Raw genomic sequence first — 25,657 nt, forward strand, 5'->3', positions numbered from 1 at the left:
CATTTAGAATGGCAAGCTGTTTCCTGAGACATTCTCATGCGCAACGAGTCGACGTATATCCTCTGTATAGCAGGTGAAAATCCCCACTCCATTCTCTATATTTCCTTCCAGTGGTGCTGGATAGGTTACATTGTCTTTACTAGCATTTTTCGCATCCTGTAGGGACCTCTGGTAGAGAAAATTCTCGCGTGTCACTCGCATCAACGTTACCTGCACCTCATCCGCATAATCTAACGAATCTCCTGACAAAGAAGACTGCTTTAACACTCGCTCCGAATAATCATGAAAATCTAAATAGGCAACCTCACTTTTTTTAATCTGAGCACCCGAATGATTTAGCACGTCATAATTCAAGTAATAGATGTAATAATTATCCTCAGAATCCTCCGAAGTGTAAAATGAAATGTTGACCTGGTTGTGAATCAAAAAAGCTGTATCGAGTAATATCTGTTCTGGAACCCGACTATACGCACGAATCGTATCCCTGGCCGGACTGATCACTAACATACTAACTCCCGCTATATTCTCTGGCAGTCTGCGACCACTGCCATAGTTGTATATATACCCCGTCTCAGGCTCTACGAATAGACTCTGTCGCAACTCTACCGTGTCTTGATCTATGATATAAACATCAAAATCTAGGGAATAATCCAAAATATACTCCTCGAAAATAGGGGAGACCTCTGTAGCCGTAAGGTTATACAGTTCATCAGGGCGCATATAACACTCCACAAAGTACTGGTCATGAGGTTCGATATAGGGCGTCTCTAATTCTCTATTGAAATCACAAGCCCAGCACATAAAAACCAAAACTACCCAACCATGCCTACTAACCATTTTTCCCTCCTTTCTCGTTCAGGTAAAAAGTAATGGAGAGATAAGGAACAAAAGGCAAAACCATTCTACTCTTGGGGACGAAAGAAACCAAATAGGTGCTGGTTTGCTCCGCTTCTAGATAAATAAAATCGACATTTTTGTGATTGTAGGTGTTATAAGTACCTCCTGAAAATTTGATAGCGTGCTTGTTCTTAACAGGCCGCCTATAGCTAATTCCCAAATCAAGACGGTGACGCGCTGGTAAGCGGTAGTTATAGCGATCACCATATATCGGCACATAGTTAACCGTAGTCCCTGGATTGGTGATGTCCTTGGCCACCGCCACCCCTTCAGGAACAGTCACATAGATACCCGAAGTATAAGTCCAAAAAGCCGACATAAACCAATGTCGATTGAGCGCATAGGACAGACTGACGCCAGCACTAGAGGTAATATCAAAAGGTGGACTAAAAACATCTCCTTCATTGATCTCATCAAACTGTCTTTTTGATTCCAAATAGGTATAATTCACACCAGCTGACAATTTTTGGTGCGTCCATACTAGCTCTGCTTCTACTCCATAGGCATGCCCTTGCCCTTCTACCATTTCTATGTACTCAAATTCCAAATTGGACCGGCTGCTCGCACTGAAATCCTTTATATAATCCAGCCTTTTAAAGAAGACAGATGAAGTAAGTTTTAACCCTTCCAGTAGTTCATACTTAGCACCTAAAGATACCGCATCACAGCGGGCAGACTGGTTGTTATCGCCTAAGGGTACAGGGATATCCATTGGACTTCTAATCGCGAAAAAAGGGAGTTTTTCCTCGTACTGTCGCGTACGTGCATAATCTACCCACAGCTCCAAATCATCTAAGAGATATTCAACCTTCACGCGAGGGGAAACATCATAAAAAGACCTGAGACCTTCATAATAAGTCATGTTAATCCCTCCGGTCAATACCCAGTTTAAATTTGGGAAGACGATCAAATCCCCGTACAGGCTCTGCATGCTATTATTCGAAATGCTTTCGTCCCGTTCGTTTTTCGACAGGCTATAATCATTCCGCTCATAGCTGTAGCCCATATGATAAGCAAATGTTTGGGTCAGAGGCTGATCCCAACGTACGGAGACAGACTGATTGTTCGCCTCTGAAGAGATATATTGGTCATTTGAATCCTGTTCAAATACTGATTCGTTACCATTCACTCCTCCCAGTATTTTCAGCGAACCATTTCTCTTGAGTTTTCTATCCAAAGAAACTACAGCAGACTGTGCGTTCCATTGCATATGCTGATTATCATTTTGGGTTAGTTCGAATGGCAACTCATCTCCTGAGACCAAACCAAAAGCTGACAGGGACCACTTATCACTAATACGGCCATGGTAACTCAAAGAGTAATCTTGAAAACCATACTTGGGCAATGTACCCGTCTTGGACTTACGGTTGTACATTGTAGAGATTAGATGTAGATAGGTCTGTCTCGCAGAAAATTTAATCTGATTATTCCCACCCTTCCCGATAAGAATCGCAACCTTGGCCGATGAAGATATAATCCCCACAGAAAGCTCTGCCTCTACCTCCTCGATCTCAATGGTCTCATTATTCATATCCACGTACCCTGACAACCTCCCATTGTACATGGAGGGAAAACCACTTTTATACACGGTCGATCTACTCAGTACATAAGGATCAAAAGCCGTGACCAAAGAGGTAATATGCGTAGGGTCCGCTATTCTCATGCCCTTCACCAAAAAGGCATTTTCTGTGGTGCTCCCTCCTCTCACCGAAATACCCGCATCAAAAGAATTGATACTAGCGATCCCTGGCAATGTCACGAGATACTTAATGACATCACTTTCTCCGAAGAGCACATTCATCCTGCTAATCTCATGAAGGTCTACTCTATCCAAAGCTACCTTTGACTCATCGACGATGCTAACCTCCTCCAGTTGCCGTGATTTCAACTTTAACTCAACGACTATAGTCTCCTTCCTCTTCCTTGCAACAATGTATTTGCTCTCATAGTTAACGTGAGTAATAGTCAAAAGAGAATCGTTACTGATCGAAAGCACAAAAAAGCCATCATCATCTGACACAGTAGATTGGGTATTGGTGGATATCAATACGTCAGGTATTGCTATCCCTTCATCATCAACCACTCGTCCATTTAGAATCGTCTGTCCCATCATACTTTGAGATGAAAACAGTAACACAAAAGCAAAGAAGAAAAGGCTAAGCTTACTCATGCTATAAAATTAAAAACCTCAACCAAAAAAGGCTGAGGTTTCCAAAGGTTAAATTAGGTACTAATATCTTAAGGATTCTTTTTAACGTATTCCAACTTGTATTTCACAGCAACAGAACCATTGATTGGGATACCAAAATCTTCAAGCTCATCTGTCGCCTCCAAAGGCACATCGCTAGCAGATACCTGAAGATATGTTTTGATCTCCTCAGGATAGCCTCCTTCGTTAAAATTAAGGTACTCATTAAAAGTAGCGCTACCATGACCCGCCCAGCCGATCTCACTAATCGCATTAGACACGTCAAAAAAGGACGTTAAAGGATTAGCTGCCATAAACGTATGATTCATGAAGCTCTTCATATCATAGTTATAAGTGATATTAATCAAAGGGGTATAGGCATCTGGATAATGATACTTTTCTACTACCATCCCTAACGTGGGGTCATACTCATCGTAGGAGTAAATTAGTCCCAGAGATGCCAAGAGTTCGTTATCGATATTCCCCTCAACAGATTGCTCTTCTAATAACGATGGATTAACCGAAAACTCAATTGGATTACCCTGTCCATCATAGCTAACCATAACTATGTCATCAATAGCTTCATAGATATAATCAATAGAAGTTAGTTTATTATCCGTATAGTTAAAGCCTAGCATATCCTCTTTTTCTCCTTCATTAAAGAGTGCAACAGTAACAATTTTACCGTTATCAACAGTCACATAAAAAACGTCCTCTCCTTCGCTATCATCATATCCTCTGAAGTTCTCTCCTTCATAAGCATATACTAGAGAGTAGTTGTCTATCTGGTCACCAGGCTCGTACGTGCTATATGTTTTAAACAGTGTTTTAAAATCTCCCGAGAGTGCATTATCAGGATTTTCATAGTCCCCACTATATATACCTACATAATCATCCACTTTACCAGCAACACTGGTATCGTCTATAGGGTCTGTAATCGCTAATACTTGTTGCCCCCAAGGGTAATAAGTAATAGTCTCACTAGCTCCTAAAACATAGGTGCTACCATCATAATATATCGATCTATAATTATATGCTGAATTAGTGGTTTCGTACGAACCAGACCATTCCTCATTCTCTTCATCATATGGAGTTGTCCATACATATACTCCCTCAGGCCCTACTTCAATCATTCCAAATGGCTCAGTGGCATCAGTTTCACGAACCATGAACTTTCTCACGATAGTTTCACCATTGTCATCAAGTCCCATCACATATATAAGACTATCCTTGTACACGGCATTCCCAGTTAACGACAAATAAAATTCATCCGACAAGGTCTCATCGACTGACCCTGTCAATTCAAAAAACGCGTCTTCTGGAGTCATATTAATCCCTAACTCTTTTTCTGGCCATATTTCTCCTTCTTGAATCGCTTTTTTCTTGGTAGCCCACTCTGTATAGGTTTGAGATTCTATATCACCACCTACAGTGTATTTTCTGTCAATTGATAAGTATTTAACTGGTTGGTTTAACACTGTTGTATAATAAGTAACAGTTTCTAAGCGGTTATCTACAGTATAATCAAACATCACGAACGGCAGGTCTCCATTATAAATCGCAGAAACCATATATTCACCATTGAGATCGTTCAGTTTCACTGCTTTGAGTGTATCCTCATATGACAGAACAAAACTATAGACTGTAGCATCATCTAAGGTAATTGTCAATGTTCCAGAGGTTTGATCATACTCTACGGAGGAAATACCTATCCCATCCGCACCGTCTAATCCATTTGTTCCATCAACACCGTCTTGCCCTTCGGCCTTTATACCAGTATCATCCGTTCCAATCCACCAATTACCATTAGCTCCGACAAATGGGGTATTACCATCAACACCATCTGAGCCATTCGTGCCGTTGGTTCCATCAACACCGTCCTTACCGTCAGTACCATTCGTACCATCCACACCGTCTTTACCATCAGAGCCATTCGTACCATCTTGCCCTTCGGCCTTTATACCAGTATCCTCCGTTCCAATCCACCAATTACCATTTTCTCCAATATAGGGTGTCAATCCATTAACTCCGTCTTTGCCGTTGGTTCCATCCACGCCGTCTTTGCCATCCGACCCGTTTGTACCATCAACGCCGTCCTTACCATTTTGACCATCCGTAACTGCAAAACTCACCCCCGTATCTTCACCACCAATCCACCAATTGCCATTAGCTCCTATGATTGGAATTTCCGATTGTGCTGGAACACCCAAATCAACGGCTCCAATCCACCAATTGCCATTGTCGCCGATCTGTGGGATTTCGCTTTCAGGTAATATAGTGGTGAGCACTTCTCCATTCGCAAAAATAAGTTTCAGAACATTGTCTTCAACCAACACTTGCGAAATACTATTACTCTCTTCCAATAGCGCTTTGAGCGCATCTATCTCTGCTTGTAATTCTTCTTTTAGGTCTGCAATTTCTCCAGAGTTATCTTCGGTGATACATCCAGAAAAGGTCACGGTCATGATGACCAACGCGAGAAGCAATAAATATAACTGTCTCATAACATAAGGGTTAATAGGTTTTTCTAAAATAAATAGCTTCAACAAAGCTAAAAACAAAGCTCACTCAAGTCGCTATCAGTCATCGAATAATCCAGTACGTTCGTCAAAAAATGAAGTGATTTGGCAGGATAAGAAAGAAAAAGGCCATAGAATTTTAAACTCTATGGCCTTTTTAATTTTATAATCGAGTCCAAACTACCAACCCATACCGTAGTATGCTTTCTGGCCATTGCTGTAAATCCCTTCTATGAGGACACCAGATCCATCATTAGTTTGACTCAATGCACGAGACAAATCCTCCACATTGGCGACCGCTCCTCGGTCTATCCTTGTAATAATAAACCCTTCCTTGATGCCAGCGTCTTTCCATATTCCACTTTCCAACACCACCAGTTTTGCACCGCCTTTGATGCCCAACTTAGTCATATCCTCATCCGAAGCATCTTCGAAAGTGGCTCCTTGAATAATGACACTATTGTTAGTCGCAGCGACTGTAGCTGTCGTTCCTAGGGTATTTTGTAGAGTAGCCGTGACCGTTTTTTCCTTTCCATCTCTAAGCAGGGTTACCTTGATCTGGTCACCAGGCCTGTTGAGAGCCACCTTTTCCTGCAACTCAGACGTTTTGTTGACACGTCGATCATTAATGGCGATGATCACATCACCTTCTTTGATCCCTGCTTCTGATGCTCCACTATTGGCATTGACGCCACTGACATAGACCCCTTGTAAAACCCCAAGGTTTTCTTCTTCGGAGAGCTTCGCATTGACATCTTGAATATTGATACCTAACAATGCACGCTGCACGACTCCAAACTCCTTAATGTCTCCAATCACCTTCTTCACGAGATTGGCTGGGACGGCAAATGAATACCCCGCATAAGAACCAGTAGGTGTAGCAATAGCTGTATTGATGCCCACTAATTCGCCATTGAGGTTGACCAGAGCTCCACCAGAGTTACCTGGATTGACAGCCGCATCTGTTTGCAAGAAAGACTCGATCTGAAGTCTATTGCGGTTGCGCAGTATGTTAATATTTCTACCTTTCGCGCTAATGATGCCGGCCGTCACGGTAGATCTAAACTCAAATGGATTACCTACTGCAAGTACCCACTCACCGACCTGAATATTATCCGAATCACCAAACCGAACAAATGGCAATCCTTTCTCTTCTATTTTTAGCAGAGCCAAATCCGTCGTAGGATCCGTACCTATCAACTCTGCCTTATACGTACGGTTATCATTGAGGAGGATTTCTATATCATCAGCATTCTCCACCACGTGGTTGTTAGTCGCGATGTACCCGTCAGGGCTCATAATGACCCCACTACCTGTTCCGACCGAAGGGCGCTGCTGATAACCCTGCCCAGGCGCACCAAAAAACTCTCTAAAATACTGTTCAAAGGGATCACCAGAACGGCCATTGCTGGCCGTACTCGCCCCAACGGTGCTCCTAATATGTACTACACCAGGCGTCACTACCTGAGCCGCCTCTACAAAATTCATCCCCACAGGTGCCGTTGCCTTAGGCATAGTGTTATAGTTCGAAAACTGTACTCCCTGCTCAGACTGCGCATTTTCCTGAGGCAATGCCTCCTCCCTAATCAATTCATAGCCACCTATGGCTACTGCTCCTCCCAAAATGGAAGCAGCTATCATTCCGATAAAATTTTTTCTTACACTCATAACTATTCTTAATTTTTTAAGGAATCCGAACAATTAACGTAATAAAATAGAACTTGATCCAGCGTTTAACAATGTTTAACAAGGAAAACCCCGACCATTCATTCTTGCGAAATCCAGAATCGGGGTTCAAACCAACCTAACCTAAACTTATTTTACTGCTATACTTTTTTGCTGTACTTTCTTTACGTCTTTAGGTACCAAGATGTTTAGAATACCGTCTTCATATTTGGCATCCAGTTGCTCATCGTTGATGCTGTCTGGCAGTTGATACGCTCGCTTAAAAGATCCATATCGGGTTTCTACAGCATGGTAATTTTTGCCATCTTTTTTCTCTTCGAACTTTCTCTCTCCCGACACAGTCAGTACACCTTGATTCAAATCCACTTTAATATCAGATTTTTTGAATCCTGGCAATGCAAATTGCAACTCAAATGCCTTGTCGGTTTCAGAAATATCTACCTGCGGCACGAAACTCTTGTACTGAACGGCGTCTGTATTAAAAAAATTATCGCCAAAAATATCATCAAAGAATCTGTTAACACCTTGTGTTGTAGTTCTTGCTGGGTTGTAATGAATAAGTGACATATCTATAAAATTTTAAGGTTTAATAATCATTTACACCAACCCTATAGAGAATTTTATACCAAGTGTGCATCTTGCATTAAAACATGTCATTATGACTTAAAAATTCAGATCCCACTCTCTTTCGCAGACACTATGTCCGAATTATTCATAAACCATGTACTACAAACAGACACAACACTTACATATTCAAAAAAGATTTACACTTTTTTATGCTCGGATATTGTGAATCTAAAATATAGCTACTAACATTGCATTCCCAAATCGGGGAGGTCATAAAGATGACTTCAATACATTCCTCTTTAGCTCAGTTGGTTAGAGCATCTGACTGTTAATCAGAGGGTCGTTGGTTCGAGTCCAACAAGAGGAGCAAAAAGCTAAAAAAACAAAAACCCGTTAGAATTTATTTTCTAACGGGTTTTTTGTTTTAACACCTCTTCAATTCACACCAAAAACTAGAGAGGATCACGAAGTAAGGTATCCCTAGTCTTTTCCCTCTGAGCAAATGCACCGAAACACTCTCTGGTTTTAGCTTGCTCTGCCTGTATGTATTTTTCTCTCCCAAACTGCACAGCGTAAAACTCATTGATGAAATGCTCATACCTGACACACAGCTCTTCCGTATTTCGTCCCTAAGCAGTCAATAGCACATCACCTGGATCGAGATAGTCTATTGGTGTTTTGGCTAGTATGATGTTCAGCTTTTGGTGATGGGATTCAAAAAACTGTGTCGCAGAGAGGTATTTTGCTTTAACCTCTGCCAGCTCGCTTACTAGCACCTCGTCATGCAGGAGATAAAGTCACTTCAGTTTTTTGTACTTCCCCATGAAAGCAGCATACTACTAATTAGCCTTAAAGACAGACCCTAGCACTGTCTTTAAGGCCCCTGTCACTAAGCACATGAGCAGCAAAGGCAGCTTATGCGCATAAAATCTAATCGTATCTTGATATAAATAGAATCCGATTTGACATTGTACTTGCCACGATCATCGAGATAGGCGAAGTTGATGAACTCCCCCTTGTTTTATTTCACCTCTTATTATTCAAATAATTGTTAGTGCGAAAACAATATGAAAGTAAATCCTAAGAAGAGTCTGGTACAGGTGGAAAAAATCACTTTTTTCGCATTTGACATATTCGCGCTATTATTGATTTAGGTATTGTTAGCAGGATTAGTTGTATCCAGCTAAATTCGACTTTATTATTTACTTTGTCAAATCACGACATTTTGAACGTATTATATTTTCATCAATTCTTCAAAACCCCAACCGAAGGAGGAAGCATCCGATCCTACCTACTCGCTAGAACATTGGTAGAAAACGGGCATGAGGTCACGATGATAACCACACACAATGCACCTAAAACAGTGAAAAATATCGCTGGCATCCGAGTCATCTACCTTCATGTCCCCTATGACAATACCTATAAGTTTTGGAGACGAATCATAGCTTTCCTCAGCTATAGCTATTTGGCCTGTCGCACATCCATGCGGCACAAAGCCATCGACTGCTGCTATATCATGACCACTCCGCTCACCACAGGGATGATTGGACTCTTCAACAAATTCTTCTATAAAAGACCTTATTTCTTTGAGGTGGGAGACCTGTGGCCTTTGGTCCCCATAGAGATGGGATTTATCCGTGCTTGGCCCCTTAAGTATCTGACACGATGGATGGAAAAAACATTTTACAGACACTCGATTGGCAACATCGGTATGTCTCCACCTATCACCTCACACATCCAGTCCATCGCGCCCAGCGTGGCTACTGAAACCATCTACAACATCAGCGACTGTGCTTTCTTTCAACCAACTGAAAAACAGAAGTCAACGAATGAATTTGTCATCTGCTATACGGGCACATTCGGCTTGGCCAACGACCTCTTTCGGGTCATCTCCATCGCTGAGCAGGTTCAGAATCTCCCTATACGTTTTGTCATGGTCGGAGCTGGGGCAGACAAGCCTGCTATCGAACAACTCATCGCTGACAAGCAACTGAAGAATGTAGAGATTCGTGGCTTTTCGGATAAAAAAGCGATGGCAAAGCTCATGGAGCAATCAGATGCCATGTTGATTTCCTTTGCGAATTATAGCAGCCTATTCACAGGCAGCCCTAACAAACTATTCGATGCGCTAGCTGCTGGCAAACTCATCATCACCAACTTTGACGGGTGGATCGCTGAACTTATCTACCAAGCAAAGTGTGGCGTTCACTTTGTCCACGACTCTAGCGATAGCTTCAAGGAAAAAATCACGCCCTTCCTAGACAATCCCGAACTGCTCCACAGTTATCAAATCAATAGCCGTCAACTAGCCGAAAGACAATTTGATCTCAAACTCCAAGCGCCGAAGTTTCTATCATTTGTGGAGCGACTTGTACACGCTAAAGATTCCTAGGTTTGTACCCTGATTGTTGAAATATCTTATGCGCATCAGTCTCTCGCATGAGCTGCTGCAGAGACACATCAGAATTGTTCTCCATATACTTACGAACGATCTGCCAGCCAATCCATGCCCCTACTCGCCCAGGGCATTTCTCATCTATCTCATAGACATTAGGAGCTTCGCCGACAAACTTGTTTTTAATCGCATGATCCGTTTCATAGAGCACTTCATTTTGGATGAAACTCGCCCATATCACTTCTTGGTTTTGTTCTACTAAATTCATCTCCTCATCCGTATAACCAATAATCAATGAATCAGGTTTGCATGGTAGTGTCGTGGAGACAAAGTAATAGGACTTTCCCACGTTAATCATGTCCGCCAATAGCGTCCCATGCTGTGTGTCTATATAGTTGAACTCATTCGATACAAAACTGAGAACTATCGGAGCTACGCTCTCTTTCATGTACCGTTTGACAATGTACATAGGCACATCATTAGGTGGATACTTAGCATTCAATCCCATAAAAAAATCCAGTCCCAGTACAATCAACGAATCAGAAACATAAAGATCGTTGTACTGCCCAGTGATGATGGTCTGTATCCTAGGCATCACTACGTCTGGATAATGATGTTTGATCACACGGTATGCAGACTCTAACTCTGTCAGATTCTCCTGATCAAATTGCTCAAAGTACTCTCCAACCTCCGTAAACAATGTGTCGATATGAGGGTTTCTCATAAGGCCATATAGCCTCTTGGCCAATATCGTATCATTAGGGTATTGATTGGCATCCAAAAAATAGTCAGCCATCACTCGATTCGCACCCAAAAAAAGAACTACTTCTTCCCATGATTCCAGCTTTCCTAATTCGTCTTCTAAGTGCTCTACAGGGATCTCCACGGAGACCTCATTATAATCCTTCCATTGATCACATGCATCCTGCTGACATGCGCTCAACCACACTAAAGGAAGACACCAAAAACTAATTTTAAGAATTATTCGAAATATTCTATTCGTCTTCAATAAGATGGGCTTTAGATTTGTAATTTTATAACTATCCATAAGATCTGATTATCACCAACAAAAGTATTTATTTTATTCTCATGAAGAAATGTCTAGCCCTATTACCGCTCCTATTCTCGTGTGTTATCTGTATCGCCCAGCCTAATATTGGACTGACGGTCTCACCTGGTTTTTCCTTTACCAGAACAACCTATCAGCCTAGTGATGATAGTCAAGTATCCAAAGGGGACATGGCTTTTAGAGCCAAATTCGGATTAGAGATTGATTTTCCTATCACTGAGACTTATGCCTTTAGTACCGGCATCCTTTTCGCTCCCAAAAAAATATCTGTTGTTGCATCTGATTTTGATCAAATCACAACGAGCATAATCAATCAAAAAGAAGAGTACAAAGCACAATACCTTCAAATTCCCGCCACACTTAAACTGTTCACCAGTGAGATTCAGCCTGATTTGCGTTTGTTTTTCCAGCTAGGTTTCATGGGAGAAATTTTGCTCTACGACCAAGCTTTTGACAAAGACTATATCATGATTGAAAAATTCCGATTCTTTGACTTTTCCTTTACTGGAGGTATTGGTGTAGAGTATGGCGCAGAAATCAATACGCGGCTTTATGCCGGTGTGTTTTATGACCGAGGCTTGGTCAATGTTGTTCGTGATCAGAATGACGACCTAGCCGCAGACCTATCCATACGTATGGATATGCTGCATCTCAAGGTCGGCGTAAAATTTTAAGCAAAAAAAAGATCGCACTTAAAGTGCGATCTCTTCTCCTAGGCTATTGATGAAGTTGTACTCCAAAATCGCCATTGATGAATCTTCTACCACGTTGATCCAACGCTTGTACTTAAAGTACCATTTCCATTGTCTTGAAAACAAGCCTTTGGTATAGTACGCATACAAATATGGATGTAGGCTGATAGTTAGTTTCTTTTCATTCTGTTTAGTCATGATGTGCTCGACATCCTTTTCGATCTGATCAGTCACTAGAATAGACGCAGTGACTTTCCCAGTACCATTACAAGATGGGCAAACTTCCCTAGTCTTGATGTTTAGTTCAGGTCTTACACGCTGTCTGGTGATTTGCATCAAACCGAACTTAGACAGAGGCAGAATGGTATACTTAGAACGATCCGTTTTCATCTCGTCCTTCATCTTAGAGAAAAGAGCTTTTTTGTTCTCTATTTTTCTCATATCGATAAAATCGATAACGATGATACCACCCATATCACGCAATCTCAACTGCCTGGCGATCTCCTTAGCAGCATCCAAGTTCACCTTTAGTGCGGTGCTTTCTTGATTATCCTCTGCGTTAGACTTATTACCACTGTTGACATCTATGACATGCAGTGCTTCAGTATGCTCGATGATGAGATATCCCCCTCCATCTATGCTTACAGACTGTCCAAACAAACCTTTCAGTTGTTTTTCTATTCCGTAGGCTTCAAATATTTTGGCTTTACCGTTGTAAAGCTTTGTAATTTTCTCCTTATCAGGAGCGATTTCTCTGATGAAATCTCTGACATCATGGTATAGTGCTTTTTCATCAACCACTATACTATCAAACGATTCATTGAGAACATCACGAAGAATGGAATTAGCGCGATTCATCTCGCCAATCACCTTTTCGTTAGGCTTCACCTTCTTCAGTTTCTCCATTCCCTTCGACCACTTGTCTACCAAGCTGGTCAAATCTCTGTCGAGTTCAGCTACATCTTTACCTTGTGCAACTGTTCGAATGATGATTCCAAAGTTTTCTGGTCTAATCGAATTGATTAGACGAAGCAATCTTTTACGCTCAGCACTATCTGCTATTTTCTTGGAAACACTTACTGAATCCGAAAATGGTACGAGTACTATATACCTACCAGCAATTGACAACTCACTGGATAGTCTTGGCCCTTTTGTAGAAATCGGTTCTTTTACAACCTGTACGAGAACTCTTTGGTTTTTTGACAAAACCTGGTTCATCTTCCCTAGCTTATTAATATCAGGTAGTCGTTTAAAGCCGTTCAGATTTTTTCCGGCCATTTTGCCAGAGAGAATCTGTTTCGTGCATTTATTCAACGACTGAAGCTGGGGTCCGAGATCCAAATAATGCAGAAATGCATCTTTTTCATACCCAATATCAACAAAGGCGGCATTCAGCCCAGGCACAACTTTTTTCACTTGGCCTAGGTAAATGTCACCTACGTTGAACTGATGTCCATCATCGTCTTGATGAAACTCGGATAATTTTTTATCTTTTAAAAGGGCTATTCGACATCCGTTTTGAGTTGAATTAATTATCAATTCGTTACTCAATTCCTAAATGTTTAATATGAAAACTTGATTAACTCAAATAACCCAAGAAAGCACAATTACTTCTTCTTGTGTCTGTTCTTTCTTAGTCTCTTTTTTCTCTTGTGAGTAGAGATCTTATGTCTTTTTCTTTTTTTACCACACGGCATAACAAAAAATCTTTAATGTTCTAAAATTCATTTAACTCTTTCAAGTATTGATCTGTCGATGAAAGTATCGCTGGATCAGTACTAGTACTTTTTATATTTTCAAACCATTGCTTTGCCTTGTCACGCTGCCCAGTCTCAAAATAGCTAGTTGCCAAAAGAAAGGCTGCTTGCTGATTCGTCGCATCAATAGTCATCAATTTCTCAAATCGCCCTATGGCCTTGTCATATTGTCCAGATTGAATGGACAGCATACCGAGACTATATAGTGCTGTAGTATTGTCGGGATACTCGTCTAGTATCTCACGCAACATCGATATACCCTGCATCGGATTGTCAGAGATCACCATCGTCATGGCTAATTTCGCCTTGGTATCTGGATCTTCTTTCTCTTCGATTACTTTCTGAAAACACACTTGAGCCTTGTTAGCATACTTTGCTAAGTCTGCCTGATTCAGTGATATTCCAAAGAGTTGGAAGTATATCTCTCCTGCTTTTTGCTGTCCTACAATCGACTGATCATACTCCAAAATCACATCTGCGAAGTAGGAAGCACTGTCTAATTGATTGTAGCCCAGATATAGTCTAGCCAAAGAGTCGGCAAAGATAACACTTTTTTCTTTATCCGCATCAGCGAGCTGATTCTTCAAAAAGTCACGTCGTTTTTGATCCGCCTCCGAGATAGAAAAACCATGAGTCCCTTCCACGGGTGCCGCCGTATCAACTATCTCTGTATCTATGGCATCATTGTCCACCACGACCTTAGGCAAACTAAAAAGCACAAAGATCAGCGCAATCCCGCCAATCAAAACTAGCCATCGGTGTGTAGACATACTATACTTACCCTATTTTACCACTTGATTTGATTTTCTCTACAAACACTTTAGACGGCTTAAAACTTGGAATATAGTGCTCGTCTATTACCATTGCTGTGTTTTTCGAAATATTTCTTGCAATCTTCTTTGCTCGCTTTTTATTAATGAAACTCCCAAAACCACGTACGTAGATATTCTCTCCGTCTGCCATTGAACTTTTCACTACGCTAAAAAATGCTTCTACTGAAGCTTGGACATCCAATCTGTCAATTCCTGTTTTCTCGGCGATCTCGTTGATCACATCTGCTTTCGTCACGTTGAATCTAATTTATATGTAGTAGAAATCTTGTATATGGGCTATTTTAGCCGAACTGAACTTCCACGAATTCAGAAGCGCAAATAAAAACAAAAAATCCCTCACTTAGAAATAATCTTCTGGATTGAAACCTAAAACAGACCGTAAAAGACAAGACAAACTGAGTCGTAGACTACTCGATTGGTACAGACTGAATCACAGAGATTTACCATGGAGGCAAACCAAAAACCCCTATACCGTATGGATGTCCGAAATCATTCTACAGCAAACAAGGGTCGCACAAGGCACTTCCTACTACCTCAACTTTAGTCAGACCTACGAGACAGTTCAAGATTTTGCAACTGCCCCCTTAGACGACATTCTCAAGATGTGGCAAGGGCTCGGGTACTACTCCAGAGCGCGCAATATGCATAAGTGCGCTGGTCATATAGTAGAAAAACTAGAAGGTGAATTTCCAAACACTTATGACCAGCTCATAAAACTCACGGGTATTGGAAAATATACTGCGGGAGCCATCGCATCCATATGCTTTGATCAGGCTGTCCCTGCTATAGATGGCAATGCTTTTAGAGTCTATTCTCGCGTGTTTGGTATCTATGAAGACATAACGCTCTCTTCTACCTTTAAAACTTTCTTTGAACTGGGCAGTCAAATTATCCCTCATGATCAGCCTGGTGATTTTAACCAAGCTGTTATGGAGTTAGGTGCCACGATATGTCTGCCTAAAAATCCTCAGTGCAATAGCTGCCCTCTCGAAGCGATGTGTTATGCCCGTGAAAAAAAGGAACAAACATCTCTACCTGTCAAAACAAAAAAAATAAAAGTCAAAAGCCGGTACTTGGACTATATTCTCCTACATCAGGAAGGACAAGTACTCGTCAAACAACGAGAAAAGGGAGATATATGGCAAGGCCTATTTGATTTTCTCCTAATCGAATCAGATATGCACTCAAAAAGCAGTATTTTTGAACTTGTAGAACAAAACGACTGGGGAACACCAAGTGTCTTGTACAGTTCGGCAGAGTACAAACATCTCCTGACTCATCAAAAACTTCACTTGTATTTCCACGTTCTTGATATACCAAAAAGAGAGGATTTTAAATTAATTTGTCAGAATAATAAATTGAAAAGCCTGCATATTAGTGACTTAGTAAACTTGGCAGTCCCCAAACCCATTGAAAAATTTTTGGAAGCCGAGTTGCCTAATGTGTTAAATTTTCAATCCTTAAAACCTTAATTATGGCCGGAGTAAACAAAGTAATTTTAGTCGGAAACTTGGGAAAAGACCCAGAAGTAAGACACTTAGATAACGGACGTGCGGTGGCAAATTTTTCTATGGCTACCAGCGAAACTTACAAAAACAGAGAAGGTGAACGCGTGACGACCACCGAGTGGCACAATATGGTGCTATGGTCTCCACTCGCAGAGATCGCCGAAAAATACCTCAAAAAAGGAAGCCAAGTGTACATCGAGGGAAAACTAACCTCTAGGTCTTATGAAGACAAAGATGGAGTAACTAAGTATATCACCGAAGTAGTAGGTCGAGAGTTGACCATGCTAGGTGGGCGACCAGATGGCGGATCATCAGGTGAGTACAATGCGCCAGCGGCATCCAATCAAAACCAAGCTACCAAAACAGAAATCGTTGATTCTACAGTAGAAGAGAACAATGAAATTGACGATCTTCCTTTTTAACATTAACAAATAACAAATGGACGACCCTTTTCCGGGAACCTACCTATTAGCAGCACTAATATCCGGCCCTGAGATTTCTTTTTTAGCGATTAACCTCGCCTTGATCATTCTACTTTTTATAGGATCGGCTCTAGTCTCAGGGTCGGAAGTTGCATACTTCTCACTCTCACTCGATCAGGTAATCAGTGAAGGAGATGATTCGCCTCACAACAAGCGAATTATCCATCTACTCACCAACCCCAACAAACTATTGGCAACCATACTGATATTGAATAACTTCATCAATATCAGTATCGTCATGATCACCACCTATGCAACACTGAGGCTGACAGCACCTTATTTTTCCCCCGAGACGGTACTAGGTATACTGACCATTACGATCACCTTTTTGATCGTATTCATCGGTGAGATTGTCCCGAAAGTATATGCCAACCAAAACAACTGGTCATTCGCACAAAAAACCTCCAAACTACTATCCATCTCCAACGACATCTTTAGCCCACTATCTTGGCTACTGATCAAAGTCAGCCATGTACTAGAAACACGAATCGAGCGGAAGGGCTACAACGTCTCTGTAGAAGAACTTAATGAAGCGTTAGAAATCACCACCAATAAAGAGACAACAGAAGAAGAAAAAGGAATCCTAAAAGGGATCGTAAACTTCGGAACACTCTCCGTAAAACAAATCATGAAATCTCGAATGGATATCACAGCACTGGATATACAAACTGATTTTCATGAGCTCATGAACCAAATCAACAAAACCGGCTATTCGAGAATTCCCATCTATAAAGAGACGATCGATAATATAGAAGGCATCCTATATATCAAAGACCTATTACCTAATATCAACGGGGATGAGAACTATCAATGGCAAGATTTACTCAGGCCCGGTTTTTTCGTTCCAGAGACCAAAAAAATAGATACACTCTTCAAAGATTTTCAGGAGAGGCGCATACACATCGCTATCGTCGTAGATGAATATGGTGGCACATCAGGATTGATCACTATGGAAGATGTCATCGAAGAAATCGTAGGGGAAATCAATGATGAATTTGATGAAGAAACAGATGCTGAATTCAAAAAAATCGATGCAAACACATTCATCTTTGAAGGAAAAACATCCATCATGGATTTTTGCAAAATCACCAATGTAGACCACCGCGTATTCGAAGAGGTGAAAGGTGAAAGCGAGTCACTCGGCGGACTCTTGCTGGAAATAAATGCAACACTACCTTATGCTGGAGAAAAAATCATCTTCGACCGCTATACATTTGTCATCACCTCGGTCAACGAAAAGCGAATCAAAAAAATAAGAGTTGTAATCAAGAGATAAATGAGAATATTAGTCGGCTGTATTATCATCGTATCACTCCTCACAGGATGCGAAACCTCTACCTTTGTACCGAAACCCAAGGGCTACAACAGAATAGAGCTTAGCCCTTCGCAATACGTGCCCTTGCCCGATTCCTTCCCTTATCAATTTGAGTACCCTCAAGCTACCACTATCATCTTAGACAAATCATGGATCTCCGAGCGATATTGGATAGACCTCCATTATGAGCAATACAATGCCGACATCCAAATCACCTATAAACGCGTCAACAATTCTCGAGAAACCTTAGTAGAGCTATTGCAAGACTCCTACAAACTTACTTCCGAGCACGGTGTAAAAGCTTACTCGATCGACGAGAGTGTACTACGACTCCCTAGTGGCATGAATGCCACACTGATGGAATTGTCTGGCGAAGTACCTAGCCAGTTTCAGTTTCATGTTACTGACTCCACCAAGAACTTCCTACGTGGGGCACTCTACTTCAAAACCTCGACAGCCAACGACTCCCTGCGACCTGTCATAGATCATATCAAACTCGATATGGTTCATATCCTCAACACCCTGAAATGGGACGAATAAATACGGATGGCTTCTTTTCTCGAGACCAAAATAGAATTTCTAAAAGGCGTAGGCCCATCTAAAGCCAAGGCCCTACAAGAAGAACTGGGCATATTCACCTTCGAACAACTCCTCAATCACTTCCCCTTTCGCTATGAGAACAGATCTAAGTTTCATCAAATCAAAGACATAGTAGATGCAGAACAGGGCGTTCAAATCAAAGGAGTCATCACTTCCCTTGGCCTAGCAGGAGAACCCCGAAAACAAAGATTAACAGCGCAATTCAGAGACGAAACAGGCACCATAGAGCTTGTGTGGTTCAAAGGTGCGAGCTGGATGCTCAAAAAGCTAAAAACAGGCTTATCCTATGTCATCTATGGTAAACCTTCCGTTTTCAATGGCAAGTATTCTATCAGTCATCCAGAAATAGAAGTCATCACACCTAACAACGAGCAAAAAAGCACTCAATTTGTCCCCGTTTACTCCACGACAGAAAAACTAAAAAAACGCTACCTTGACAGCAAAGCGATAGGCAAACTAGTTAAAGAAGTTATCAACAACCCAGCCTTTCGGGTGACTGAAAATATAGACCCAGAAATTCTTCAAACCAACCATATCATTGGTTTGAAATCTGCACTGACATGGATTCACTTTCCCTCTAGCCAAACACAGCTAGAGCAGGCACAGTCTCGCCTCAAATTCAACGAACTATTCTTCATTCAGATAAAAATCTTTCAAGAACGAGTCGAAAGGCAAGACAAACACCGTGGAGTAGTCTTTAACAAAAGCCAGCTAGTCACGGAGTTTTATACCAAACACAAACCTTTCGAATTAACAGAAGCACAGAAAAGGGTCATTAAAGAAATCTATGCCGATCTACAATCAGGCTATCAAATGAACCGACTCCTCCAAGGTGATGTAGGCAGCGGCAAGACCATTACTGCTTTTATCTGCATGTTAGTCGCCATTAGCAACGGCTATCAAACCAGCATCATGGCTCCCACTGAGATCTTAGCCACACAGCATTATCATGGTCTGGCAGAGTTCAGTGAAAAGCTAGGACTCAATACTGCACTAGTCACAGGGTCTACAAAAAAAAGCCTCAAGATTGCCAACTTGGAAGCCCTTAGAGAAGGACGCCTAGACATCATCGTGGGCACTCATGCCCTAATAGAAGACAAAGTAGAATTCAAGAACCTCGGTCTAGCGGTGATCGATGAACAGCATCGCTTTGGTGTAGCTCAACGAGCCAAGCTCTGGTCAAAAAATGACCACTACTACCCGCATGTGCTCGTCATGACTGCAACACCTATCCCGAGAACATTAGCGATGACACTATATGGAGACTTAGAGATTTCGACCATCGATCAGCTACCTCAGGGAAGAAAGCCTATCAAAACAACGCATCTCACTGATTCAAACCGCCTAAAATTATTTGGCTTCATTAGAAAACAAATAGATGAAGGTAGGCAAATCTACATCGTCTATCCTCTTATCGAGGAGTCAGAAACACTCGCCTATAAAGACCTCATGGATGGCTATGAAAGTATCTCTAGAGCTTTCCCTCAGACACCCATTAGTATTCTTCATGGAAAAATGAAAGCCACTGATAAAGAGTTCGAAATGAAGCGTTTTGTGGATAACAAAACCAAAATCATGGTCGCCACCACTGTCATAGAAGTAGGTGTCAATGTCCCAAATGCCACAGTGATGGTTATTGAAAACGTAGAACGGTTTGGACTATCCCAGCTTCACCAACTCAGAGGCAGAGTAGGCCGAGGAGGAGACCAATCCTATTGCATACTTATGAGCGGCAGCAAAGTCTCCAAAGAAGCTAGAGAGAGAATCAAATGTATGGTTGATACTACCGACGGGTTCAAAATTGCCGAAAAAGATCTAGAACTGAGAGGACCAGGAGACCTAATGGGTACGCAACAAAGCGGAGTACTCGATCTAAAAATTGCCAATATCACGAGTGACGCCCACATCCTCAAGCTTGCCAGAGACCAAGCAAAACTAATCATAGAACAAGATCCAGACCTAAACCAACCCCATCACCTCTTACTAAAACAATATCTCGACACGAGTAAACGTCACCTACTATGGAGTAATATTTCTTAGGCACAAAAAAACCCTAACGATCCGCTAGGGTTATATTATATCTTAGAAGAGAACTTAAGAAGCTACCTCCTCAGTATCTCTTAATTTAGCGATGCTAAACGATTTCTTCTCTTTATGTCCACAGTATCCACAAGTAAAGAATTTAACCAATTCGCCTTCCTCAGTAGTGGTTGGTGATTGGACAATTTCTTCCTTATTCACTTTGAGTGTTTGGTAATTACACTCTGAACATTTTAACGCATGCAGTCTACCGTTATATTTTTCAATCTTAGTAAACCCTGACTCTTCATCTATCCATACATCATAATCCACAGAAAAAGCATCTTCTTCAGCCTGCATACCTTCGTCTAGGTAGACATCTTCTTCTTCCTCACTTAATAATTTCATCTTTCTTCCGTCAGGTGAAATTCTTGGTGTAAAACGAAGGTGCTTCAATCGCTTCTCAATGTAGAAAGGGTAGTAAAATTTAAGAATGTTTTGAACAATCACGCCAGCAATAATAGCGAACATAGTACTCACGAAAAGTCTAACTACGAACCACAATATTCCAGACTCTGTCACCAGTGTGTTAGCATACACTGCTCCTGCTATAATAATCAACAAAGCACTATACCAAAGCAAATTGATTTCATACATGTTGATGTAATCATATTTAACCTTGTACTCCTTGGTAATCAGAAGCTTAAGATAGTGACTAATGAGGATTAATAAGCCCACACCTGCAATCGCATATGAAACGTAGTGACCATACATGTTCCAAGTGTCTAGTAGGCTTTGATCGATTTTATTCATAGCGTTAAGCTTTAATTAGTAGTATTATGTGTTAAGGTTTATTGTCTAGATTCCTTTGCAAAAAGGAAATTAATCAAATATATACAAAATGCGTAATTCCCTTATCGGGGCATTGTTAAAATTACACAAAAAAACTTTACTCGAATCGTATAAGCGCTAGCTGAAATGAAAACCAAAAATAGTTCAAAATAAAAAACCGACACCTATAGATGTCGGTTTTTTAAAACATTATCCGTTCATTGAGATCAGAAACTCTTCATTGTTTCGAGTTCCTTTCATCTTGCCAAGTAAGAATTCCATGGCTTCTGCTGAGTTCATGTCGTCCATGAATTTTCTCAAGATCCAAATCTTAGCCAACTCGTCTTTGTTGATCAACAAGTCTTCTCTTCTCGTACCTGACGCTGGTATATCGATAGCAGGGTATACTCGCTTGTTGGATAATTTACGATCCAACTGGAGCTCCATGTTACCTGTACCTTTAAATTCTTCAAAGATCACCTCGTCCATTTTAGAACCCGTCTCTATCAGTGCTGTAGCTAAGATGGTCAATGAACCACCGTTTTCCACATTACGTGCTGCACCGAAAAATCTCTTTGGCTTGTGAAGTGCATTAGCATCCACACCACCTGATAGAATCTTACCACTAGAAGGCACCACTGTGTTGTGCGCTCTAGCCAGTCTCGTTATGGAGTCCAAAAGAATGACCACATCGTGACCACACTCAACCATACGCTTGGCTTTTTCCAACACGATGTTTGCTACTTTCACATGCTTTTCAGCTTGCTCATCAAAAGTAGACGCAATCACCTCCGCCTTTACGCTACGCGCCATATCTGTCACTTCCTCAGGTCGCTCATCGATCAATAGGATCATTAGATATACCTCAGGGTGGTTCTCAGCTATAGCATTTGCTACATTTTTCAAAAGTACCGTCTTACCTGTTTTAGGCTGAGCAACGATCATACCTCTTTGCCCTTTACCAATCGGTGAGAACATGTCCATTACTCTTGTAGAGTAATCACTCGGCTTATAACTCAAGTTTAGTTTCTCCTCTGGGAACAATGGAGTAAGGTACTCGAAAGGCACTCTGTCTCTAATTTCCTCAGTGGTTTTACCGTTAACGGTTGTCACTTTGAGGAGCGCAAAATATTTTTCTCCGTCTTTAGGAGGTCTGATCTGACCTATTACTGAATCACCAGTCTTTAGACCAAATAACTTGATCTGCGACGGGGAAACATAGATATCATCTGGACTCGCGAGATAGTTGTAATCTCCTGATCTCAAGAAACCATATCCATCTTGCATCATTTCGAGAACTCCACCATTTTCGATCACTCCGTCAAACTCTTTGACGTTGTTGTTGTATTCGTTTTTCTTGGTGTTTTTTTCCTGCCTTTTGTTGTCACGATCATTTCTTTCACGCTTTTCAACAGGCTTATCCTCATTTTTCTCTTTAGAAGAAACGGTCTCTTCTTTAGGCGCTCTTTCCCTAGATTCGTTTCTTGAGTCTCGTTGTCTTGGCTCCTTCGCTTTCTCGTGCTTTACAGGCTCTGCTTTCTTTTCCTTTCCTGATCCATCCACATCCAAATTGAAAGACTTCAATACATCATCAGCATTTTGATCAGCTTCCGTTTTCTTTGGTTTATCCTCAGACTTCTGCTTGTTTTCAGGTCTCTCCTTCTTCTCAGGCCTTGGTCTATTTTCTCTTTCTTGTCTAGGAGCTCTCTCCTGCTTTTCTTCTTTTTCGGGCTTATCAGCTCCTTCGGTCTCTTTTTTAGCCTTTGACTCTTGGGCTTTGATTTGCGTGGCAGGTTCTGGGTTGACCGCTTGCTCATCAAGGATTTTGTATATAAGGTCCTTCTTCGCGGCTCTCTTATAGTTTTTGATTCCCAGGTTCTCAGCTATTTCTTTTAGCTCAGACAATAACCTGTCATTCAATTCTTCGATGTTATACATAACTATTATTAAAAAGATCTGTGCTTAATTCAATAAGCCTATTTTGTGATGTGTATTGTTTGATAAAATACGGTAATGACTGTCTATCTAAGGGACTGCTCGAGAAGCAGAATAGATCAGACCACGTTTGATGCTGCCGCAATAATATGCTAACTGCCGCGTATTCACAAATATAAATTATTATTTCATCTAGGCATAAACTAGTTTTTATTAAGCTCATAATGAGATGATGCCTTAAATTTGCCGCTTCAAATTTAGAATACAGTAGATTATGTTATTGGTTTCAGAAGTAGTTGAACACAAAGATAGATTCGTAGCGGGCTTAGTAAAAAGGGGGATTGACAATGCCGCTGAACTACTAGACAACATCATAGCGTTAGACGACAAACGAAAAAGCACTCAAGCACAACTTGACGAACTGCTTTCAGAATCTAACAAGCTGTCCAAATCTATCGGTATGTTGATGAAGGATGGGAAAAAGGAAGAAGCCGAAGCTGTGAAACAAAAAACAGCAGACATTAAAGCACAATCTAAAGACCTAACACAACAGCTCGAAGACACTAAAAATGAGTTGCTCAATGAACTCTATCAAACGCCAAACATCCCTAACCCAGATGTCCCTGCTGGCAAAACAGAAGATGATAATGAGGAGATATTTTGTGTAAAGACTTTGCCTGACCTTGGAGAAGACGCAAAGCCACATTGGGATCTGATAAAAGAATACGACATTATAGATTTTGATCTTGGCATCAAAATTACTGGCGCAGGCTTTCCTGTGTACAAAGGCAAAGGCGCACGTCTACAGAGAGCCCTTGTCAATTTCTTTTTGGATGAAGCCGAAAAGGCGGGGTATCAAGAAATTCAACCACCAGTAGTTGTCAACGAAGCATCAGGTCTAGGCACAGGACAGCTACCTGACAAAGAAGGGCAGATGTATCATCTCTCTGACACAGACATGTATCTAATCCCAACCGCAGAGGTACCGCTAACCAATTTATATAGAGACGTAATTTTGGACGAAAAAGAGCTTCCTATCAAGAATGTAGGTTTCACTCCCTGTTTCAGAAAAGAAGCAGGCTCTTGGGGAGCACATGTGAGAGGTCTAAATCGTCTCCACCAATTTGACAAAGTAGAAATTGTTCAAATCGAACACCCAGACAAGTCTTTTGACACCTTAGACCAGATGGTAAAACATGTAGAGGGACTTTTGAAAAAATTGGATCTACCCTATAGAATACTCAAGCTCTGCGCAGGAGATCTTGGTTTTACTTCCTCTATCACCTACGATTTTGAGGTGTACTCTGCAGGACAAAAGAGATGGCTTGAAGTAAGTTCTGTTAGTAATTTCAAAAACTATCAGGCCAATCGTCTAAAGTTGAGGTATAAAGATGCAGACAATAAGAAACATCTTTTGCACACACTCAACGGCAGTGCTTTGGCATTACCGCGCATCATGGCTGCCATCTTAGAAAATGGTCAGAAGGCAAACGGGATTGAACTACCTGCTGTTTTGAAGAACTACACTGGCTTTGACAGAATAGACTAATGAGTGACTACATTATACGGCCTGGAGTACGCGCAGACCTTCCAGAGGTTCTAGATTTAATCAAGGAACTCGCTGTCTATGAAAAAGCACTCCATGAGGTATGCAATACGATTTCCATGATGGAGAAGGATGGCTTTGGTGACAACCCAGTTTTTGGTTTTTTTGTAGTACAGTCTGCGTCACAGCAAAGACTTGTTGGGCTAGCTCTCTACTATTATCGCTATTCTACCTGGAAGGGAAAAAGACTGTACCTCGAAGATTTGATTGTAACCGAGTCTGAACGAGGGAAAGGGCTCGGTAAAATGCTCATGGATGAAACCATTGCATTTGCGAAACAACAAAAATGTACTGGTATGATGTGGCAGGCGCTGGATTGGAACACGCCTGCTCTTGATTTTTATAAGACCTACGGAGCTTCATTTGACGAAGAGTGGGTCAACTGCAATCTCGATTTCTAACCTATGTGCTGATGCACTTGCTCTAACATTGTTCTAAATGACATCACCTTGTCCCCATATCGAGAAACAACTTCCATTTGTAATCTAGCTCCATGTTCTTCTTGATATTTTAGGACATCCTCATATGCATCTGCAAAGTACTGAAAAGCATAAGTGGTTCCCTGCGGTTCGTCGCTTATCAGTTGAAAGACTTTACAATCCACAAAGTACCCTGTCTCTATCACATTTTTGATATGAATGTCTTTCATCCACTGAAACCAATCTTTCTCAATCCCGCTATCCACGTTCATCGTTACATTATAAACTACCATAATTTGGCTATTTTATTTAAGCAAAAAATTCATTAGTCCACGTAAT

At 41.2% G+C, this 25,657-nt stretch carries 22 protein-coding genes and 1 tRNA gene; 10 read left to right on the forward strand and 13 right to left on the reverse strand.

Annotated features, from left to right (window positions below; genetic code table 11):
• Positions 1-3: 3 nt before the first annotated feature.
• The 5 genes from BUB99_RS07895 to BUB99_RS07915 form a co-directional block, all read right to left on the reverse strand.
• Positions 4-837 (reverse strand): DUF4249 family protein, encoded by an 834-nt coding sequence (locus BUB99_RS07895; protein WP_084190437.1) that lies wholly within the window; start codon positions 835-837, stop codon positions 4-6.
• The gene (locus BUB99_RS07900; protein WP_084190438.1) at positions 830-3,067 is read right to left on the reverse strand and encodes a TonB-dependent receptor; all 2,238 of its coding nucleotides are present in this window, start codon (positions 3,065-3,067) and stop codon (positions 830-832) included. The genes BUB99_RS07895 and BUB99_RS07900 overlap by 8 nt, the downstream gene beginning before the upstream one ends.
• A gap of 68 nt (positions 3,068-3,135) precedes the next feature.
• Complete coding sequence (locus BUB99_RS07905) at positions 3,136-5,589, reverse strand: collagen-like domain-containing protein (protein ID WP_139280942.1); 2,454 nt, start codon at positions 5,587-5,589, stop codon at positions 3,136-3,138.
• A gap of 195 nt (positions 5,590-5,784) precedes the next feature.
• Positions 5,785-7,272, reverse strand: coding sequence for a Do family serine endopeptidase (locus tag BUB99_RS07910; RefSeq protein ID WP_073121248.1), 1,488 nt, complete (start codon positions 7,270-7,272; stop codon positions 5,785-5,787).
• A gap of 147 nt (positions 7,273-7,419) precedes the next feature.
• A complete protein-coding gene (locus BUB99_RS07915) occupies positions 7,420-7,857 on the reverse strand; it encodes an Hsp20/alpha crystallin family protein (RefSeq protein ID WP_073121249.1) in 438 nt (145 codons plus the stop codon).
• Between the two features lie 293 nt (positions 7,858-8,150).
• On the opposite strand from BUB99_RS07915, the gene BUB99_RS07920 reads away from it, so the two are divergent.
• Positions 8,151-8,224: transfer RNA gene (locus tag BUB99_RS07920), tRNA-Asn, on the forward strand.
• A 262-nt stretch (positions 8,225-8,486) separates the two neighbouring features.
• On the opposite strand, the gene BUB99_RS20370 is transcribed toward BUB99_RS07920, so the two are convergent.
• Positions 8,487-8,633, reverse strand: a complete 147-nt coding sequence (locus tag BUB99_RS20370) for a hypothetical protein (RefSeq protein ID WP_170863757.1) — start codon at positions 8,631-8,633, stop codon at positions 8,487-8,489.
• A gap of 449 nt (positions 8,634-9,082) precedes the next feature.
• Between BUB99_RS20370 and BUB99_RS07925 the strand changes: the two genes are divergently transcribed.
• Positions 9,083-10,249, forward strand: coding sequence for a glycosyltransferase family 4 protein (locus BUB99_RS07925; protein ID WP_073121253.1), 1,167 nt, complete (start codon positions 9,083-9,085; stop codon positions 10,247-10,249).
• Here BUB99_RS07925 and gldB read toward each other — a convergent pair.
• Positions 10,236-11,201, reverse strand: a complete 966-nt coding sequence (gene gldB, locus BUB99_RS07930; RefSeq protein WP_073121254.1) for a gliding motility lipoprotein GldB — start codon at positions 11,199-11,201, stop codon at positions 10,236-10,238. The two genes, BUB99_RS07925 and gldB, sit on opposite strands and share 14 nt — an antisense overlap.
• Before the next feature lie 140 nt (positions 11,202-11,341).
• Here gldB and BUB99_RS07935 point away from each other — a divergent pair, with 140 nt between their 5' ends.
• Positions 11,342-11,995 (forward strand): porin family protein, encoded by a 654-nt coding sequence (locus BUB99_RS07935; protein WP_073121255.1) that lies wholly within the window; start codon positions 11,342-11,344, stop codon positions 11,993-11,995.
• Positions 11,996-12,013: 18 nt separating this feature from the next.
• On the opposite strand, the gene BUB99_RS07940 is transcribed toward BUB99_RS07935, so the two are convergent.
• The 3 genes from BUB99_RS07940 to BUB99_RS07950 all read right to left on the reverse strand — a co-directional run bounded on the left by BUB99_RS07940 (position 12,014) and on the right by BUB99_RS07950 (position 14,838).
• Positions 12,014-13,564 (reverse strand): Rne/Rng family ribonuclease, encoded by a 1,551-nt coding sequence (locus BUB99_RS07940; protein WP_073121256.1) that lies wholly within the window; start codon positions 13,562-13,564, stop codon positions 12,014-12,016.
• A gap of 166 nt (positions 13,565-13,730) precedes the next feature.
• Entirely contained in the window at positions 13,731-14,540 is an 810-nt protein-coding gene (locus BUB99_RS07945; RefSeq protein ID WP_073121257.1) for a tetratricopeptide repeat protein, read from the reverse strand.
• A gap of 7 nt (positions 14,541-14,547) precedes the next feature.
• A complete protein-coding gene (locus tag BUB99_RS07950; protein WP_073121258.1) occupies positions 14,548-14,838 on the reverse strand; it encodes an HU family DNA-binding protein in 291 nt (96 codons plus the stop codon).
• Positions 14,839-14,962: 124 nt separating this feature from the next.
• Between BUB99_RS07950 and mutY the strand changes: the two genes are divergently transcribed.
• From mutY to recG, 5 genes are read left to right on the forward strand one after another with little or no spacing between them, the layout of a single operon-like run.
• The gene (gene mutY, locus BUB99_RS07955) at positions 14,963-16,075 is read left to right on the forward strand and encodes an A/G-specific adenine glycosylase (protein ID WP_073121259.1); all 1,113 of its coding nucleotides are present in this window, start codon (positions 14,963-14,965) and stop codon (positions 16,073-16,075) included.
• Positions 16,076-16,077: 2 nt separating this feature from the next.
• Entirely contained in the window at positions 16,078-16,533 is a 456-nt protein-coding gene (locus tag BUB99_RS07960; RefSeq protein ID WP_073121260.1) for a single-stranded DNA-binding protein, read from the forward strand.
• A gap of 16 nt (positions 16,534-16,549) precedes the next feature.
• Positions 16,550-17,869 carry a gliding motility-associated protein GldE gene (gene gldE, locus BUB99_RS07965; RefSeq protein ID WP_073121261.1) on the forward strand — a complete coding sequence of 440 codons (1,320 nt, stop codon included), beginning with the start codon at positions 16,550-16,552 and terminating at the stop codon, positions 17,867-17,869.
• A complete protein-coding gene (gene gldD, locus BUB99_RS07970; RefSeq protein ID WP_073121262.1) occupies positions 17,870-18,448 on the forward strand; it encodes a gliding motility lipoprotein GldD in 579 nt (192 codons plus the stop codon).
• Between the two features lie 6 nt (positions 18,449-18,454).
• Positions 18,455-20,548: an ATP-dependent DNA helicase RecG gene (gene recG / locus BUB99_RS07975; protein WP_073121263.1), complete on the forward strand. Its 2,094-nt coding sequence runs from the start codon at positions 18,455-18,457 to the stop codon at positions 20,546-20,548.
• Between the two features lie 54 nt (positions 20,549-20,602).
• Here the strand turns inward: recG and BUB99_RS07980 are convergent, their stop codons facing one another.
• Both BUB99_RS07980 and rho read right to left on the reverse strand, forming a co-directional pair.
• Positions 20,603-21,340, reverse strand: a complete 738-nt coding sequence (locus BUB99_RS07980; RefSeq protein ID WP_073121265.1) for a hypothetical protein — start codon at positions 21,338-21,340, stop codon at positions 20,603-20,605.
• Positions 21,341-21,568: 228 nt separating this feature from the next.
• Complete coding sequence (gene rho / locus BUB99_RS07985) at positions 21,569-23,296, reverse strand: transcription termination factor Rho (RefSeq protein ID WP_073121267.1); 1,728 nt, start codon at positions 23,294-23,296, stop codon at positions 21,569-21,571.
• A 271-nt stretch (positions 23,297-23,567) separates the two neighbouring features.
• Here rho and serS point away from each other — a divergent pair, with 271 nt between their 5' ends.
• Together serS and BUB99_RS07995 are read left to right on the forward strand one after the other, a co-directional pair.
• Positions 23,568-24,842 (forward strand): serine--tRNA ligase, encoded by a 1,275-nt coding sequence (serS, locus tag BUB99_RS07990; protein WP_073121270.1) that lies wholly within the window; start codon positions 23,568-23,570, stop codon positions 24,840-24,842.
• Positions 24,842-25,300: a GNAT family N-acetyltransferase gene (locus BUB99_RS07995; protein WP_073121272.1), complete on the forward strand. Its 459-nt coding sequence runs from the start codon at positions 24,842-24,844 to the stop codon at positions 25,298-25,300. Before serS ends, BUB99_RS07995 begins: the two co-directional genes overlap by 1 nt.
• Here the strand turns inward: BUB99_RS07995 and BUB99_RS08000 are convergent.
• Positions 25,297-25,611 carry a DUF4286 family protein gene (locus BUB99_RS08000; RefSeq protein ID WP_073121274.1) on the reverse strand — a complete coding sequence of 105 codons (315 nt, stop codon included), beginning with the start codon at positions 25,609-25,611 and terminating at the stop codon, positions 25,297-25,299. The two genes, BUB99_RS07995 and BUB99_RS08000, sit on opposite strands and share 4 nt — an antisense overlap.
• Between the last annotated feature and the right edge of the window lie 46 nt (positions 25,612-25,657).

The sequence above is a fragment of the Reichenbachiella agariperforans genome (assembly GCF_900142205.1).
GTDB classification, from domain to species: domain Bacteria; phylum Bacteroidota; class Bacteroidia; order Cytophagales; family Cyclobacteriaceae; genus Reichenbachiella; species Reichenbachiella agariperforans.

What these genes read in the sequence shown, in the direction of transcription:
- gldD (WP_073121262.1), top strand. Translation starts at nt 17,870, where the DNA reads ATGAGAATATTAGTCGGCTGTATTATCATCGTATCACTCCTCACAGGA.
- BUB99_RS07915 (WP_073121249.1), bottom strand. Translation starts at nt 7,857, where the DNA reads ATGTCACTTATTCATTACAACCCAGCAAGAACTACAACACAAGGTGTT.
- BUB99_RS07960 (WP_073121260.1), top strand. Translation starts at nt 16,078, where the DNA reads ATGGCCGGAGTAAACAAAGTAATTTTAGTCGGAAACTTGGGAAAAGAC.
- BUB99_RS07980 (WP_073121265.1), bottom strand. Translation starts at nt 21,340, where the DNA reads ATGAATAAAATCGATCAAAGCCTACTAGACACTTGGAACATGTATGGT.
- recG (WP_073121263.1), top strand. Translation starts at nt 18,455, where the DNA reads ATGGCTTCTTTTCTCGAGACCAAAATAGAATTTCTAAAAGGCGTAGGC.
- BUB99_RS07995 (WP_073121272.1), top strand. Translation starts at nt 24,842, where the DNA reads ATGAGTGACTACATTATACGGCCTGGAGTACGCGCAGACCTTCCAGAG.
- BUB99_RS07945 (WP_073121257.1), bottom strand. Translation starts at nt 14,540, where the DNA reads ATGTCTACACACCGATGGCTAGTTTTGATTGGCGGGATTGCGCTGATC.
- BUB99_RS07910 (WP_073121248.1), bottom strand. Translation starts at nt 7,272, where the DNA reads ATGAGTGTAAGAAAAAATTTTATCGGAATGATAGCTGCTTCCATTTTG.
- BUB99_RS07895 (WP_084190437.1), bottom strand. Translation starts at nt 837, where the DNA reads ATGGTTAGTAGGCATGGTTGGGTAGTTTTGGTTTTTATGTGCTGGGCT.
- BUB99_RS07935 (WP_073121255.1), top strand. Translation starts at nt 11,342, where the DNA reads ATGAAGAAATGTCTAGCCCTATTACCGCTCCTATTCTCGTGTGTTATC.
- BUB99_RS08000 (WP_073121274.1), bottom strand. Translation starts at nt 25,611, where the DNA reads ATGGTAGTTTATAATGTAACGATGAACGTGGATAGCGGGATTGAGAAA.
- rho (WP_073121267.1), bottom strand. Translation starts at nt 23,296, where the DNA reads ATGTATAACATCGAAGAATTGAATGACAGGTTATTGTCTGAGCTAAAA.
- BUB99_RS07905 (WP_139280942.1), bottom strand. Translation starts at nt 5,589, where the DNA reads ATGAGACAGTTATATTTATTGCTTCTCGCGTTGGTCATCATGACCGTG.
- BUB99_RS07900 (WP_084190438.1), bottom strand. Translation starts at nt 3,067, where the DNA reads ATGAGTAAGCTTAGCCTTTTCTTCTTTGCTTTTGTGTTACTGTTTTCA.
- gldE (WP_073121261.1), top strand. Translation starts at nt 16,550, where the DNA reads ATGGACGACCCTTTTCCGGGAACCTACCTATTAGCAGCACTAATATCC.
- serS (WP_073121270.1), top strand. Translation starts at nt 23,568, where the DNA reads ATGTTATTGGTTTCAGAAGTAGTTGAACACAAAGATAGATTCGTAGCG.